Source organism: Massilicoli timonensis, assembly GCF_900199515.1.
Lineage (GTDB): Bacteria > Bacillota_I > Bacilli_A > Erysipelotrichales > Erysipelotrichaceae > Massilicoli > Massilicoli timonensis.
Genome location: NZ_LT963434.1, coordinates 244,915 through 258,629 on the forward strand (window position 1 = coordinate 244,915; position 13,715 = coordinate 258,629).

15 protein-coding genes are annotated in these 13,715 nt (G+C 43.4%); 3 read left to right on the forward strand and 12 right to left on the reverse strand.

Features of this window, described 5'->3' with window-relative positions; genetic code table 11:
* Positions 1-14 precede the first annotated feature (14 nt).
* The gene (locus tag C1712_RS03195; protein ID WP_102266729.1) at positions 15-917 is read left to right on the forward strand and encodes a 4-hydroxy-3-methylbut-2-enyl diphosphate reductase; all 903 of its coding nucleotides are present in this window, start codon (positions 15-17) and stop codon (positions 915-917) included.
* A 4-nt stretch (positions 918-921) separates the two neighbouring features.
* Here the strand turns inward: C1712_RS03195 and C1712_RS03200 are convergent, their stop codons facing one another.
* Positions 922-1,581, reverse strand: coding sequence for an alpha/beta fold hydrolase (locus tag C1712_RS03200; RefSeq protein WP_178199945.1), 660 nt, complete (start codon positions 1,579-1,581; stop codon positions 922-924).
* Positions 1,582-1,692: 111 nt separating this feature from the next.
* Here C1712_RS03200 and C1712_RS03205 point away from each other — a divergent pair, with 111 nt between their 5' ends.
* Both C1712_RS03205 and C1712_RS03210 read left to right on the forward strand, forming a co-directional pair.
* Positions 1,693-2,673, forward strand: a complete 981-nt coding sequence (locus tag C1712_RS03205; RefSeq protein ID WP_102266731.1) for an asparaginase — start codon at positions 1,693-1,695, stop codon at positions 2,671-2,673.
* Positions 2,674-2,882: 209 nt separating this feature from the next.
* Positions 2,883-4,166, forward strand: coding sequence for an ISL3 family transposase (locus C1712_RS03210; RefSeq protein WP_102266732.1), 1,284 nt, complete (start codon positions 2,883-2,885; stop codon positions 4,164-4,166).
* A gap of 205 nt (positions 4,167-4,371) precedes the next feature.
* On the opposite strand, the gene C1712_RS03215 is transcribed toward C1712_RS03210, so the two are convergent.
* From C1712_RS03215 to C1712_RS03260, 11 genes are all read right to left on the reverse strand, one after another.
* Positions 4,372-5,043, reverse strand: coding sequence for a tRNA (adenine(22)-N(1))-methyltransferase (locus C1712_RS03215; RefSeq protein WP_180963055.1), 672 nt, complete (start codon positions 5,041-5,043; stop codon positions 4,372-4,374).
* A gap of 4 nt (positions 5,044-5,047) precedes the next feature.
* A complete protein-coding gene (gene rpoD / locus C1712_RS03220; RefSeq protein WP_180963056.1) occupies positions 5,048-6,223 on the reverse strand; it encodes an RNA polymerase sigma factor RpoD in 1,176 nt (391 codons plus the stop codon).
* A 26-nt stretch (positions 6,224-6,249) separates the two neighbouring features.
* Positions 6,250-8,031, reverse strand: coding sequence for a DNA primase (gene dnaG / locus C1712_RS03225; protein ID WP_102266737.1), 1,782 nt, complete (start codon positions 8,029-8,031; stop codon positions 6,250-6,252).
* Positions 8,032-8,060: 29 nt separating this feature from the next.
* Complete coding sequence (locus C1712_RS03230; protein WP_102266739.1) at positions 8,061-9,434, reverse strand: glycine--tRNA ligase; 1,374 nt, start codon at positions 9,432-9,434, stop codon at positions 8,061-8,063.
* A 198-nt stretch (positions 9,435-9,632) separates the two neighbouring features.
* Entirely contained in the window at positions 9,633-9,815 is a 183-nt protein-coding gene (locus tag C1712_RS12535; RefSeq protein WP_146003306.1) for a hypothetical protein, read from the reverse strand.
* Between the two features lie 67 nt (positions 9,816-9,882).
* Positions 9,883-10,605, reverse strand: a complete 723-nt coding sequence (gene recO, locus C1712_RS03235; protein WP_102266741.1) for a DNA repair protein RecO — start codon at positions 10,603-10,605, stop codon at positions 9,883-9,885.
* Between the two features lie 3 nt (positions 10,606-10,608).
* Positions 10,609-11,493 (reverse strand): GTPase Era, encoded by an 885-nt coding sequence (gene era, locus C1712_RS03240; protein ID WP_102266743.1) that lies wholly within the window; start codon positions 11,491-11,493, stop codon positions 10,609-10,611.
* The gene (locus tag C1712_RS03245) at positions 11,493-11,891 is read right to left on the reverse strand and encodes a cytidine deaminase (RefSeq protein ID WP_102266745.1); all 399 of its coding nucleotides are present in this window, start codon (positions 11,889-11,891) and stop codon (positions 11,493-11,495) included. The genes era and C1712_RS03245 overlap by 1 nt, the downstream gene beginning before the upstream one ends.
* The gene (locus C1712_RS03250) at positions 11,888-12,235 is read right to left on the reverse strand and encodes a diacylglycerol kinase family protein (RefSeq protein ID WP_102266747.1); all 348 of its coding nucleotides are present in this window, start codon (positions 12,233-12,235) and stop codon (positions 11,888-11,890) included. The genes C1712_RS03245 and C1712_RS03250 overlap by 4 nt, the downstream gene beginning before the upstream one ends.
* Positions 12,216-12,671, reverse strand: a complete 456-nt coding sequence (ybeY, locus tag C1712_RS03255) for an rRNA maturation RNase YbeY (RefSeq protein WP_102266749.1) — start codon at positions 12,669-12,671, stop codon at positions 12,216-12,218. Before ybeY ends, C1712_RS03250 begins: the two co-directional genes overlap by 20 nt.
* A 71-nt stretch (positions 12,672-12,742) precedes the next feature.
* Complete coding sequence (locus tag C1712_RS03260; RefSeq protein ID WP_102266751.1) at positions 12,743-13,708, reverse strand: PhoH family protein; 966 nt, start codon at positions 13,706-13,708, stop codon at positions 12,743-12,745.
* Positions 13,709-13,715: the final 7 nt, after the last annotated feature.

Consider the following 13,715-nt stretch of genomic DNA (forward strand, 5'->3'; position numbering starts at 1 on the left):
GACAGGTGATGAAGATGGAACTGATCAAAGTAACGCCCCGCGGCTATTGCAAAGGTGTGGTACGCGCGATATCGATGGCGAAGCAGGCACGACTAGACTATCCCAATGAAAATATCTATGTACTCGGCATGCTGGTGCACAATCATCATGTCGTAGAAGCGCTGAAACGCATTGGCATCATTCCTTTAGATGAACCGCACAAGACAAGGGCTCAGTTGTTAGAGCGGATCGATCACGGAGTCGTGATCTTTACCGCGCACGGCGTTTCTCCGCAAGTCATAAATACCGCCAAAGCAAAGGGACTGATTTGTCTGGACGCCACCTGTCCCGATGTATTAAAGACCCAGGCAGCCGTTATAGAACATTTAGAGAAAGGCTATGAAGTCCTGTATATCGGAAAGCTGGGACATCCGGAAGCAGAAGCAATCTGTTCGCTCAGTCCTGCCGTTCACCTAATCGAAAATGAAGCGGATCTGAAAGCATTGTCGATAGAAAAACCGCTTTTCGTCACCAATCAGACAACGATGTCTGTCTTTGATATCGAATCGCTGTTTCAGACGATCAAGGCATATTTCCCCACTGCTCTTTTCTGTGAAGAAATCTGCAATGCAACGCGCATTCGACAGGAAGCCATTGCCCGATTAAAGGATATTGATGTTTTATATGTGGTCGGAGATCGCTTTTCCAACAATTCCAATCGGTTGGCACAAATCGCTAAAGAACATGGAATCCCTCACGTATATCTGATCGACGATGTATTTGCGATTCACAGCGCCCAGCTAAAAGAAGCAAAACGCGTAGCTGTAACAAGCGGTGCATCGACGCCGACCTATGTAACCAATCAGGTCATTGATTATTTAGAACATTATGAAGAAAATAAAAAGTATCCTGTTTTTGATCTAGATCTGCTTTTATAAGAAGTCATTTGACTTCTTTTTCTTTGTTTTGTGCTAGAAGTGTATAAAGCAGCTTTGCCAGACCTTTTGGATCTTCCAGCATCGGCAAATGGCAAGTATTCGCTAAAAAATGCAGCTCCAGATGTCGCAAAGCAGCTTCTCCCAAATGCAGATCATCGATCAAAGTGGGAGAATGGGGATTGCCGCGATCACCGTAAATGACCGTGATTTTCTGCTGAAGCTTGTAAAGATAGGGGCGATAATCAAAATCCTCCTGCAGACGTGATCGCAGGGCGGGATGATAGAAAGGCTTTTCTTTATCAAACATTTCTTCCAAAAAATGTCGATAGCGTTCTAAATGTACCGGCATCATCAGATTACGATAAAATGCGTTTGCCGGTACAAAATTGGTATCCAGACAGATGATCTTCGGTATCGGCATCGAATAAACGGCAGCCAACTGCACAGCGATGATACCGCCCATGCTATGAGCGATGATGGCATCAAATGTTTCATGACGATAGCGATGATACACCCATGCGCTCAAATCTTCAATTTTCTGTGCAGTTTTGCTGACCGCATGCGGGATCGCTGCGATGACCACTTCTTCCTTTTGCATATAAGAAAGAAGTGATGTATAAATATCTTTATTGCAGTTGATCCCATAAAGAAAAAGCAGTTTCATATGATTCACCCTCTTTTCATCTGCTATCATCATACTATAATCGTCATTGTTTGTCTTGCTTTCTTTGAAAATGTTTTTTACAATAGGATCGATAAGAAATGAGGGAGTCAATTGAAAAAGATCAAGATATTTGCGACCGGTGGTACGATTGCCGGAAGCGGTGCTGCCGGGAAAAGCGCCGCATATGAAGCTGGACATGTCGATATTGAGAAGCTGCTGCAGGACTTGCCTGACTTAGGAGAGATTGCACAGGTAAGCATGGAACAGATCTGTAACAAAGACAGCAACGATCTGACGCTTTCCGACTGGCTGCTTTTGGCTAAAAAGCTCAATCAGGCAGCATTAGAAAGCGACTTAGATGGTTTTGTCATCACCCATGGCACCGATACATTAGAAGAAACCGCTTATTTCCTAAATCTGGTGTTCAAGAGTGAAAAGCCGCTTGTTTTGACCGGCGCCATGCGTCCAGCCACGGCAACCAGCGCCGATGGACCGATGAATTTATATCAGGCAATCGCTTTGGCGGCACATCCTGACAGTGTAGGACAAGGCGTTATCGCCTTATTCTCCGACAATATTTTTTCCAGCCGGGATATTCGCAAGACGAGCAATTTCAAAATAGACGCTTTTCAGCATAATGATTTTGCCTGCATCGGCTATATGCGAGATGAGATCCCTTATTTTTATACACGCTCATTCAAAAAGCATACCGTCGCAACACCGTTTGATATAAGCGCGCTTACTGCACTTCCGAAGGTAGAGATCGTTTCTTATTATGTCGGAGCTGATCCTGCGGTTTTGGATCATTATCTTTATCGGGAAAAAGTCGATGGCATCGTAATCGCTGGAAGCGGCAGCGGCAATTATGCAAAAGCGTGGAAAACCAAATTAGAAGCATTGGCCGCCGTTAATATTCCGATCGTTCGAGCCTCCAGAGTGAGCGGCATCGTGCTTCCCGCCGTGACCATGGATGTTGCCACGACGATCTGCGCCAATACCCTGACGCCGCAGAAAGCACGCATCCTGCTCATGCTCGCTTTGACAAAAACACATCAGATCGATGCCATCAAAGCGATGTTTCAAGAATGCTGATTTTCAAGGCTCTATAACTTTTTCTGGGGTCAGAGCCCCACCTATAACAGTAAAATGGGGTGCGATTCATTCATAGTTTAACTTCAATCAAATCATGTAAAAAAGCCATCAATTCTAATAACGAATGATGACTTTTTTTGTACCCTTACCTCTTTCTGTGTTATGTTATTTTTGCGAAAAAACAATTCTTTGAAAGTGAGGTATCGTACATGAAAAATCTTATCACAAAATTTTTAAATTTGGAACCTGATGATATTCAGAATATTGATGTATTCTCTCAAGACAATCAAGTCTTTGCTCGTATTACGCTTACTAAAAAATTCTACACTTGTCCGAAATGTGGTATCCCTACGAAGCGAATTCATGATTATAACCAACGCACAATCTCCCATGCAATCCTTGATGGTATTGATACCACTATTGTTTATAACCAAAGACGTTATTTTTGTCCTTCTTGTAAGAAGTCCTTTATAGAAGATTCTCCTTTTGTTCATATTGGTAAACGAATTTCTAAATATACTGTTCTTCGTATTATGAAAGAACTGAAAAATCCTAGGATGACCTTTTCTATGGTTGCCTCTAACTGCCATGTTTCTGTTTCATCTGTTATGAGAGTATTTGATGAATATGTAGGTATTCCTACTCGTCCTCTCCCTACTATCCTTTGTATTGATGAAGTCTATACTGTCAAATATACTCAGAAAGTATATGCTTGTGTTTTGGTCGATTTTCAATCAAATGAAATATATGACCTTCTTCCTAGTAGAAAAAAACATGACTTAGCCAATCATTTTACTAAAATTGATAAGAAATATCGTGATCAAGTTCTTTACGTTTCTATCGATATGTGGGAACCTTATCGTGATATTGCTCGTCTTTATTTTAAAAATGCGAAAGTTTGTGTTGATAACTTCCATGTTGTCAAACTAATCAATTATGCTTTTACTAAAGTTCGTATTCAAGTTATGCGTCAATACGATGTTGATAGTGATGAATATTATCTTCTTAAAAAATTCTCTTGGCTTTTAAACATGAAATATGATGACATTGATCTTCATCGTCGAATTCATATTCATAAAAACATTTCTTACTTTTTTAGTAAAGATGTTCTTGCTATTGATATTCTAAATTTTTTATTGAATTGTGATTGTGAATTAGAGATTGCCTATGCTTTAAAAGAAGCATATAACGATATCAATAAACGTTGTAATTCTGAAACGATTGAAGTTGCTTTAAATCGTTTCATCGAAGACATGATCATCTTTAATATTGAAGAATTTAACTCTGTTGTTTCTACTTTCAAAAATTGGAAACAGGAAATCATCAATAGTTTTGATATAATCGATCATCGTCGTATATCGAATGGTCCTATAGAATCAGTCAATTCAAGAATTAAACTAATCAAACGAAATGCAAATGGATATCGTAATTTCATAAGATTTAGAAAGCGTGTTTTATATTCTTTAAACAAAAATTCTTTTATTAACTTTTAGTATTTTTTAGATTTTTCTCTTTGTTTTTTCGCATATAAAAATCAGGTTTCTCATGCCTGTTTATTCTGCATGATTTACCTGATTTTTTTTACTTTAGACCCCACTCTATGGTAGACCCCATTTTAGATCTAACCCCAGAAAAAGTTATAGAGCCATTTTCAATAAAAGAGGAGAAAACAAGCATGTCCTGCTCGTATTCTCCTCTTTATAGTTTGTTCGCTTCTGCTATTTTACGCAAGATTTGATCACGTTTCTGTTGAAACAGCGTATATTTTTCATGCTTCGGCGACAACTGTTCCAAAATTTCATCTATTTTTTTCATTTGATGCCTTAAAAAAGCAGGATAAAGCGGATCTTCTCGCAGCAGCACGCCGTATTCACATGCATCCTCACTTAGCTTTTTTGCATTTTCATCAAAGCGAAAACAGATGATCTGATAATAAAAGCCTTCCCAGACCAGTTTTTCCTCAATAATCGTAAAAGGGCGATCACTGATCCACTCTCTTAACTGCTTAACATCGTGATTAGACTGTACGATGATCTTTTTATAATGCCGCAGCTTCTCATAACTGTCTTCTAAAATGGTCTGAATCGTATCAAAGCCCATTCCAGCTATAATAATTTCCTCAGTATCCTCACCGATCCCCGCTAATCCATTACAGCGGATTGCTTCTACCTTTTCCCCTACTCCATAACGAGCGATCGTCTTACGTGCATTTTCTAACGGCCCTTCGTTTACATCGCAGGCATACGCTTTCTTGATCATCTTCGCCTTAGCCAATGCACAGGGAATATAAGCATGATCGGAACCGATATCTGCTAATATGACATCTTCATCGACACATGATGCAATGGCCTGCAATCGTTTTGAAAGCATCATATTATGGCTTATCCACAAAATCCTTCAAGCGTTTGGAACGGGTTGGATGCTTCAATTTACGAAGCGCCTTCGCCTCGATCTGACGGATTCTCTCACGCGTCACATTGAATTCTTTTCCGACTTCTTCTAACGTACGCGTTCTGCCGTCATATAATCCAAAGCGCAGACGCAGCACTTTTTCCTCTCGTTCGGTAAGCCCCTGCAGCACGGTATTGATCTCATCTTTCAGCAACTGATTGTTCGCATATTCATCCGGGGAAAGCGCTTGTTTATCTTCGATGAAATCACCTAAATGAGAATCATCCTCTTCCCCGATCGGTGTCTCCAAAGAAACCGGCTCCAAAGCGATCTTTTGAATTTCCCGCACTTTTTCCGGTGAGATATTTTCCATCTTCGCCGCAATTTCTTCCGCAGTCGGATCACGTCCCAGATCCTGCACGAGCTGCCGCTGGATACGAGTCAATTTATTGATCGTTTCGACCATATGTACCGGGATACGGATCGTTCTTGCCTGATCGGCAATCGCTCTTGTGATCGCCTGTCTGATCCACCAAGTCGCATAAGTAGAAAATTTGAAGCCTTTGGTATAATCGAATTTTTCCACAGCCTTGACTAGTCCCATGTTTCCTTCCTGAATCAGGTCTAAGAACAGCATGCCTCTGCCGACATATTTTTTCGCAATCGAAACGACCAGACGCAAATTGGCCGCAATCAGCTTGCGTTTTGCTTCTTCATCGCCTTCCTGGATTCTTCTGGCGATTTCCGGTTCCTCGGAAGGATCAAGCAGCTCCACCCGCCCGATTTCTTTCAGATACATCTTGACCGGGTCATTGATCTTGGTATGCGCAGAATTGGCAAATGACTGCTCTAAAGATTCGATCTCACTGGTCAAACTGTCAAATTCAGAATCCTCACCGTTTTCATCCAAATCATATAAGTCATCCAGATCATCGCCTAATAAATTGTTTTCTTCCTCCATATCGGAATCATCGATATCCTCATCACTGATTTCAATATGGTTTTCCTTGAACCACATCAGCAGCGCTTCATTTTCTTCATCAGAAAGCTCTAAATGTTCGATCGCATTCATAATATCCTTTTCATAAAGATATCCTTCCTGCTCATACATCGCTTTCAAATCCTGTTTTACTTCATCTAGTGTTTTGATCTCGCGCATGACTACCTCCTTACCCGTTTGTTTTTTCACTTGTCTTGCCGCCATTCTCTCATTCCTCCCTTTTTCCGAATCAGAGCATTTTTTTCATCGCCGAGCTTCGCTTTTACCGCTGCATCGCTCACATTGGCGATTTCCTCGTTTAATTTACGGATCTGCTCATCCAGCAGCAGCATCCGGATCCGGTTCAGCGCATCTGACAACAATGCACTGTCATAGCTTTCCCGTGCCAGTTCCCATTCCGATATTTCTAGCAGCAGTTTTTTCACCTGCTCCTCTTTGATCACATCTAACAGCGCTGCCACATCCATCTCCGCATGATTGCGGTAGAAATCCATGATATAGTATGCGAGCTTTTTGCACGCATCATCAATCAAAAAACCTAACTCATCACGAAAACGATTGCTGGCGCTTTTCGACACGAGCATCTGCGATAAGATGGTGTACTGGGCGCTGGTCGCTCCGTCCTTTGGTCTTGCTAAAAAGGCATTTCTGACGCTTTTTTCATTTTTCATAAACCGCTTTGGTGCAGACTTGCTTTCCACACTGCTTCGCATATCAAAGCCGGTAATTTCCTGTAAGCGCACAAAGGCACTTTGTCTTTCAAATTCATTTGGCAAAAGCGCGATCTGTTCGGCAAGCTCTAATGCGAACTCTTTGCGCTGGGAATAATTCTCCAAGTTATATGTCTGACTTAAGTAAGTAAATAGAAACTCTACCCAGGAAATCGTCTTTTCACTCATTTTCAGCAGCTCTTCTTTTCCATAAGCCGCAATGATCTCATCCGGATCTAGCCCCAGCTGATTATCGACGATTTCAAAAGGGAGCTGATTGGCAAGCGCCAATTTTCCGAATTTATAGGTTGCCTGTCGGCCGGCACGATCGCCATCGTAACAAACGATGATCGTCGATCGCAGCAACTTCATTGCCTTGATCTGTTCTTTGGTGCAGGCAGTTCCCAGTGTTGCGATCGCACTGTGAATACCGACCTTCGCAAAAGCGATCACATCCATCGCGCCTTCTGTGAGAAAGACGCGTTTTCGCTCCCGCAGCGCGGCTTTGGCACGATGATAATTAAAGATCAGCTGTCCTTTTTCATAGATCGAAGTCTGAGCGGTATTGATATATTTCGCTTCATTTCCCTGCTTTGTAGTACGGGCGGTAAAGCCGACCGGATTTCCATAAGCGTCATGGATCGGGATCATGATGCGATCACTGAATATATCGTGGATGCCGTTGGCGCCGACCGCGCACACCCCGGCCGCAATCAGATTTTCATCACTGTGCTTTTTCGCATGCAGAAACTTATATAAAGCATTGCCTTCCGGATGATAACCGATCTCAAACAGTTTGATGATCTCATCGCTGACACCGCGCTGATACAAATATTGTTTGATCGATGCGGCGCTCGACGTGCTTAACTGGTATTGCGTAAACTCGATCGTATCCTGATTCACCTTATAAAGCGGCGTTTTTTTCGGATCAGCTTCCACCCGTTGATTTTGTCTTAAGATCGATTCATCCAGTGGTATGCCAGTGTATTGTGCAACCTTATACACCGCCTCTAAGAAAGAGATCTGTTCATATTTCTGCACAAAGGTAAAAACATTTCCGCCCGTTCCACAGACAAAGCATTTGAAGATCTGCTTATCAGGGGAAATCGTCAAAGAAGGATCGTGGTCATCATGAAAAGGACAAGTACAGACATAATTCTTGCCCTTTCGCGTCAATGGCACATAATGAGAAATAATATCTACAATATCTGCACGAGCGCGGATCTCATTGATCTGATCTTCACTCAATCGTGCCACAAAACCACCTTCTTTTGTTCATTTCATAATTAAAATGCGATCTTTGCTTCTAAATAAGACTTTAATTCTGTCAAAGGAATACGCTCCTGCTTCATGCTGTCGCGTTCTCTTACGGTAACACAGCCATCCTTTTCCGTTTCAAAATCAACGGTTACACAGAACGGTGTGCCGATCGCGTCTTGCCGGCGATAGCGTTTTCCGATATTCTGCGTTTCATCGAATTCACAGTTGCCGATGCCGCTGATCAAATGAAATACTTCCATCGCTTTCTCGGAGAGCTGTTTCGATAACGGCAGCACCGCTGCTTTTACCGGTGCCAGCGCCGGATGCAGATGCAGGACGATACGTGTATCCTTTTCCAGCTGTTCCTCCTCATAAGCATCGCATAAAAAGGCTAAAAACAGTCGTTCCACCCCAACGCTTGGTTCAATGCAGTACGGTAAAAACGATTCATTGGTAAGCGGATCACGGTATTCCAGATTCTGCTTGCTGGTTTCCTGATGACAGCGCAAATCAAAATCCGTACGGTCCGCAATGCCCCAGATCTCACCCCAGCCAAAAGAGAACAGATATTCAATATCGCTTGTGCCGGTGGAATAATGAGAAAGTTCTTCCTTGTCATGCTCTCGTAAACGCAAATGCGCTTCCTTGATTCCCAAGGCAATCAAAAATTCCTTGCAATAGTTCTTATAATATTCATACCATTTCATATCTTCACCGGGACGGGTAAAAAATTCCAGTTCCATCTGTTCAAATTCACGGGTACGGAAAATAAAGTTCCCCGGTGTGATCTCATTGCGGAAGCTCTTGCCGATCTGTCCGATTCCAAAAGGCAGTTTACGGCGCGTGGTACGCTGCACATTCTTAAAATTCACGAAGATGCCCTGTGCGGTTTCCGGACGCAGATAAATCGCATTTTTCGCATCCTCCACTACGCCCTGAAACGTCTTGAACATTAAATTGAACTGACGAATATCGGTAAAATCATGACTGCCGCAGTCAGGACAGGCAATCTTATGAGAAACGATATAATCCATCATCTTTTCATTCGACCAGCCGCCGGGATTCACTTCGCCGTTTGAAAAATCCTCAATCAGTTTATCGGCACGATGTCTGGTTTTGCAGTTTTTACAATCCATAAGCGGATCGGAAAAATTGCCGACATGCCCGCTTGCGACCCAAACCTGCGGATTCATCAAGATTGCCGACTGTAAACCGACATTATAAGGACTTTCCTGAATAAATTTCTTCCACCATACTTTTTTGATATTGTCCTTCAGTTCAACGCCCAGCGGACCAAAGTCCCAAGTGTTGGAAAGCCCGCCATAGATCTCTGATCCCTGGTAGACAAAGCCACTGTTTTTACAATGTGAAACAACGGTTTCAAAACTCTTCTCATTCATGCAATTACTCTTCCCTTTCCTTGTTTTATCTATCTTACGTTTCGCTATTTTTTATACAAAAACTCAAACTATTATATATCACAAAGCCTTTGCCGTTGTCAATATCCTTTCCTGCATTCCCTATCTGCTCAGCACCTGTTTTCATCTTTATCATTTCCTTCCTCTACTGATCTATTTTCTTATATAACAGACCTTCTGCTAATAAAAGCAAGCGTCTGTCAAAACGATCAGTGCACGGCATCCAGAGGAACTGAGCCAAACATCCGGCAGTGTCGGTCCAAGCAACAAATTGAACAGACTAGCTGTGTTGCTCAATACATCGAGATAAGAAATGATCATGCGCACTAGTATGAAGTAATCTAATGGACCTTCCGATTCCATTTATTATTCTCAACTGATACCAAAGCTTTGACAACTTCAAAAAAGATTTCCCTTTATCGGAAATCTTTCAATCCAGTGCCGCGATTTTTTCAAGCAGCTCCACGCTGTTAAACTGTAAGAAGCCATAGCGAGTAAGAAAGGCAAGCTGACGTTCCAGATCCTGTAAATTCCAGTCTCCATGACTTTCTAACAGCGCATAGTGCGTATAGTCCGCTTTTTGCAGCAAGCGAAACTTGCGCAGCTCCTCCACTGTCAATACAGCCTCTTGAACCCGCATACATTCTCTGCATACAAAACCGCCATGTTCTACGGAAATGCCGCTTACCTGCTTTGATCCACACTTTACACAGCCATCGACATAAGGATCAATTCCCTGCAAATGCGTAAGCTGTGCAGCAAAAAGAGCAGCTGCCGCATAAGGCTTCGTACTATCTTCCAAAAGATCAAGCGCGTACTTCAAGTGTTCAAACAGTTCTCCCTCTTTTAGCTGCAAAACCGCTTCCAGAAAGAACAAAGCGATCGCCTGCTTGCACAGATCCTCTCTGATCTTACGGTAATAGGTAAGCATTTGAACACTTCTGAGCGTATAGATCGTCGCATATTCATTTTTCGCATGACAGATACAGGAAACATAGGCGAATAACTGACAAAGCGGCGCCTGTTTGCTCTTCATCCGGCGGTGTCCTTTGCCGACAACACTATAGATCCCTTCCTCGCTCATGATTTGCATCAAGGTATCATACTCGCGATAATCCTTGATCGATAAAATAATGCCCTTGATTTCTTTCATGGTCTATTCTTCTAACGCATAGCCGAACTGATGCAGCTTGCTTTGCCGGTTGCGCCAGTTTTTCTCTACCCGCACATAAAGGGATAAATGACATTTTTTGCCATAAAGCGCCTTCAGTTCTTTCTGTGCGAGCAAACGGATCGACTTGATCATCGCCGCCTGCTTCCCGATCAAAATCGCTTTCTGAGAATCACGTTCGACGATGACCAGCGCATCGATCTCCACTTCCTTTTCCTCCTCATGCAATCGCTCTACGACGACAGCAATCGAATGGGGCACTTCCTCCATCGTTTTCAACAAGACCTTTTCACGAATGATCTCCTGCGTCTGAAAGGTTTTGCCATGGTCGCTGACCATATCTTTTGGATAAAGCAGCATGCCTTCACTTAAATAAGGTTCGCTTGTTTTCAGCAATTCTTCGATATTTTCTTCTTTTTTGGCAGAAAGCGGAATGATCTGTTCAAAGGAAAAACGTTTTTCCCATGAGGCAAGATGCTGCAGCAGTTCTTCTTTTTTCAACAGATCGATCTTATTTAACAGCAAAAAACAAGGCGTCTGATACTGCTTTAAGCGTTCTAACAGAAAAGCATCCCCGCTGCCGTATGGCTTGCTGGCATCGACGATCAAATAAATCAGATCGACATCCTGCAAAGAAAGATAAGCGCTTTTATTCAGGGTGCGCCCCAGTTCATGGTGTGGTTTATGAATGCCCGGCGTATCGATAAAGACAAACTGACAGGTGTCGGTCGTATAAATGCCTTGGATATTGTTGCGCGTCGTCTGCGGTTTGTCGGATATGATCGAAACCTTTTCCTTTAAGATCGCATTCAATAAAGTGCTCTTGCCGGCATTCGGTCTGCCGATGATGGCAATCATCCCGCTGCGCATCACAACACGTCCTTTTCCGTAAATGACATCGGCAACAGCTCCTTGATCGTGGTCGATACTTCTTCTTTGCCGTTGCTTAAATAGATCGGCGTATCCTCTTCCATCAGCTCCACGATCACCTGTCTGCACGCACCGCATGGCGCCGCCAAATATGCGCCTTCGCTTACGATCGCCAGCGCCTTGATATCCTGCTTGCGATATCCTGCGGAGTAAGCCGCAAACAAAGCGCTTCGCTCTGCACAGTTCGTTAATCCAAACGAAGCATTTTCAATATTGGCGCCCTTTACGATCACGCCGTCACGCAGCAGCACACACGCCCCGACACGATAGTGTGAGTAAGGAACATAAGCATGTTCCATCGCTTCAAACGCATGTTGCAATAACTCTTCTTTTGTCATATGATCTTTCCTCCTAATATGATCACAAAGATCCCGGCGGCCGCCAAGGAAACAAATAAGACCGCACCGGCCATCAGATCTTTGATCGTCTTGACCCGCTCATCATAATGCGGGCATATCAAATCAACACATTTTTCAATGACACTGTTCACAAACTCTAAGGCGATGACAAGCGTGCACAATAACAGAACGATCCCCCATTCCCACCGTGCAAGGGGAAGAAACAAACAGAAAAGGATGACCAAAGCGGCGATAAAGCATTGCAGCTTTACACTGCGATCTTCTAAGATTCCTTTTTTCAAGCCCACAAACGCATAAGCGAATTTATCTTTTAATGATCGCATCGATGATCTGCTCCTGTAAAGCAAACATTTCCCGTTCCTGTTCTTCGCTCATATGGTCATACCCGCATAGGTGCAGCAAGCCATGCGTAAATAAAAAGCCAAATTCCCGCTCTTCACTGTGTCCATAAGCTTCTGCCTGCCGTTTCAGCGCATCGACATTGATAAAGATATCCCCCAGTTCCCTTTCTCCTTCCATCATCTCATAATCGTCTTCCTGATCTTTTAATGCGAAGGAAATCACGTCGGTCGGCTTGTCGATCTTGCGATAGGAGCGATTGATCGTACGAATCTGTTCATCATCGACGATCACCAAAGAAACCAAATAAGATTCTTCCAGTCGCAATACCTGTTCACAGCGTGCCATGATCGCTTCTAAAAGCGGCAGCTGTTTTTCCCATGCAGCATCCTCTAATTGATTGATCAGTGTCAGTTCCATATTGTCCACTCCTTAAATCCTACTCAATTATACTATATCTTTCAAAATAGGTAAAACAAAAAAGGCAAGGCTCAGCGCTTTGCCTCATCTTCTTCATAGCGGGTAATAATCTTTTGCACCAATGGATGCCTTACGATATCAAGGACGCCCAGTTCCACGAACCCGATGCCCTCGATTCCTTTCAATAAGCGCATCGCATGAATCAAACCGCTGTCTTTCTTCGAAATCAGATCGATCTGGCTGACATCGCCGGTAATGACGATTTTGGATTGAAAGCCCATTCTGGTCAAAAACATCTTCATCTGTGAACGCGTCGTATTCTGTGCTTCATCTAAGATGATAAACGCATGATCCAGCGTTCTGCCACGCATATAGGCAAGCGGCGCGATCTCGATGATTTCTTTCTCCATCAGTTTTTCAACGCCCTCTTTCCCTAAAACATCGTAAAGCGCATCGTAGAGCGGACGCAGGTATGGATCTACTTTTTCTTTCAGATCACCCGGCAAAAAACCTAGATTTTCCCCTGCTTCCACTGCCGGACGGGTCAAGATGATCTTGTCGATCTCACCTTTTTTTAACAGGGTCGCCGCATAGACGACTGCCAGATACGTTTTCCCGGTTCCCGCAACCCCGCTCGCAAACACGATCTGATCCTTCTCCATATGCGCGCATAAGATCCGCTGTCCTAATGTTTTCGGATAGATCCACTTACCTTGCAGCGTTTTGCCGATCGCTTTGTGATAGGTCGTGTGAAGGCGCGACAGTTTGCCCGCCTGCTGTAAATGGATCGCATACATGACATCTTGCTCATTGATTTCTATGCCGCTGGCAAGCATCTGATTCAACGCGTCAAACAACGCACAGATCGCCTTTCCCTCACCATGGTCATCACTGATGATGAATAAATTATCACGCATCGTGATCGCGGCGTCAAAGCCTTTGCGGATCAGCTCCAGATAAGCGTCATGCGGTCCGCACAGCGCCAACAAATGATCGATCGTATAATCGTCTAAGCGGTAAGTCAGGTGTTTTTCCATTGCATTC

Bases quoted from the DNA above. Each gene is read 5' to 3' on its own strand.
- C1712_RS03195 (WP_102266729.1), top strand. From the start codon at position 15: ATGGAACTGATCAAAGTAACGCCCCGCGGCTATTGCAAAGGTGTGGTA.
- C1712_RS03200 (WP_178199945.1), bottom strand. From the start codon at position 1,581: ATGAAACTGCTTTTTCTTTATGGGATCAACTGCAATAAAGATATTTAT.
- C1712_RS03210 (WP_102266732.1), top strand. From the start codon at position 2,883: ATGAAAAATCTTATCACAAAATTTTTAAATTTGGAACCTGATGATATT.
- C1712_RS03215 (WP_180963055.1), bottom strand. From the start codon at position 5,043: ATGCTTTCAAAACGATTGCAGGCCATTGCATCATGTGTCGATGAAGAT.
- rpoD (WP_180963056.1), bottom strand. From the start codon at position 6,223: ATGCGCGAGATCAAAACACTAGATGAAGTAAAACAGGATTTGAAAGCG.
- C1712_RS03230 (WP_102266739.1), bottom strand. From the start codon at position 9,434: ATGAATGAGAAGAGTTTTGAAACCGTTGTTTCACATTGTAAAAACAGT.
- C1712_RS12535 (WP_146003306.1), bottom strand. From the start codon at position 9,815: ATGGAATCGGAAGGTCCATTAGATTACTTCATACTAGTGCGCATGATC.
- recO (WP_102266741.1), bottom strand. From the start codon at position 10,605: ATGAAAGAAATCAAGGGCATTATTTTATCGATCAAGGATTATCGCGAG.
- era (WP_102266743.1), bottom strand. From the start codon at position 11,493: ATGCGCAGCGGGATGATTGCCATCATCGGCAGACCGAATGCCGGCAAG.
- C1712_RS03245 (WP_102266745.1), bottom strand. From the start codon at position 11,891: ATGACAAAAGAAGAGTTATTGCAACATGCGTTTGAAGCGATGGAACAT.
- C1712_RS03250 (WP_102266747.1), bottom strand. From the start codon at position 12,235: ATGCGATCATTAAAAGATAAATTCGCTTATGCGTTTGTGGGCTTGAAA.
- ybeY (WP_102266749.1), bottom strand. From the start codon at position 12,671: ATGGAACTGACACTGATCAATCAATTAGAGGATGCTGCATGGGAAAAA.
- C1712_RS03260 (WP_102266751.1), bottom strand. From the start codon at position 13,708: ATGGAAAAACACCTGACTTACCGCTTAGACGATTATACGATCGATCAT.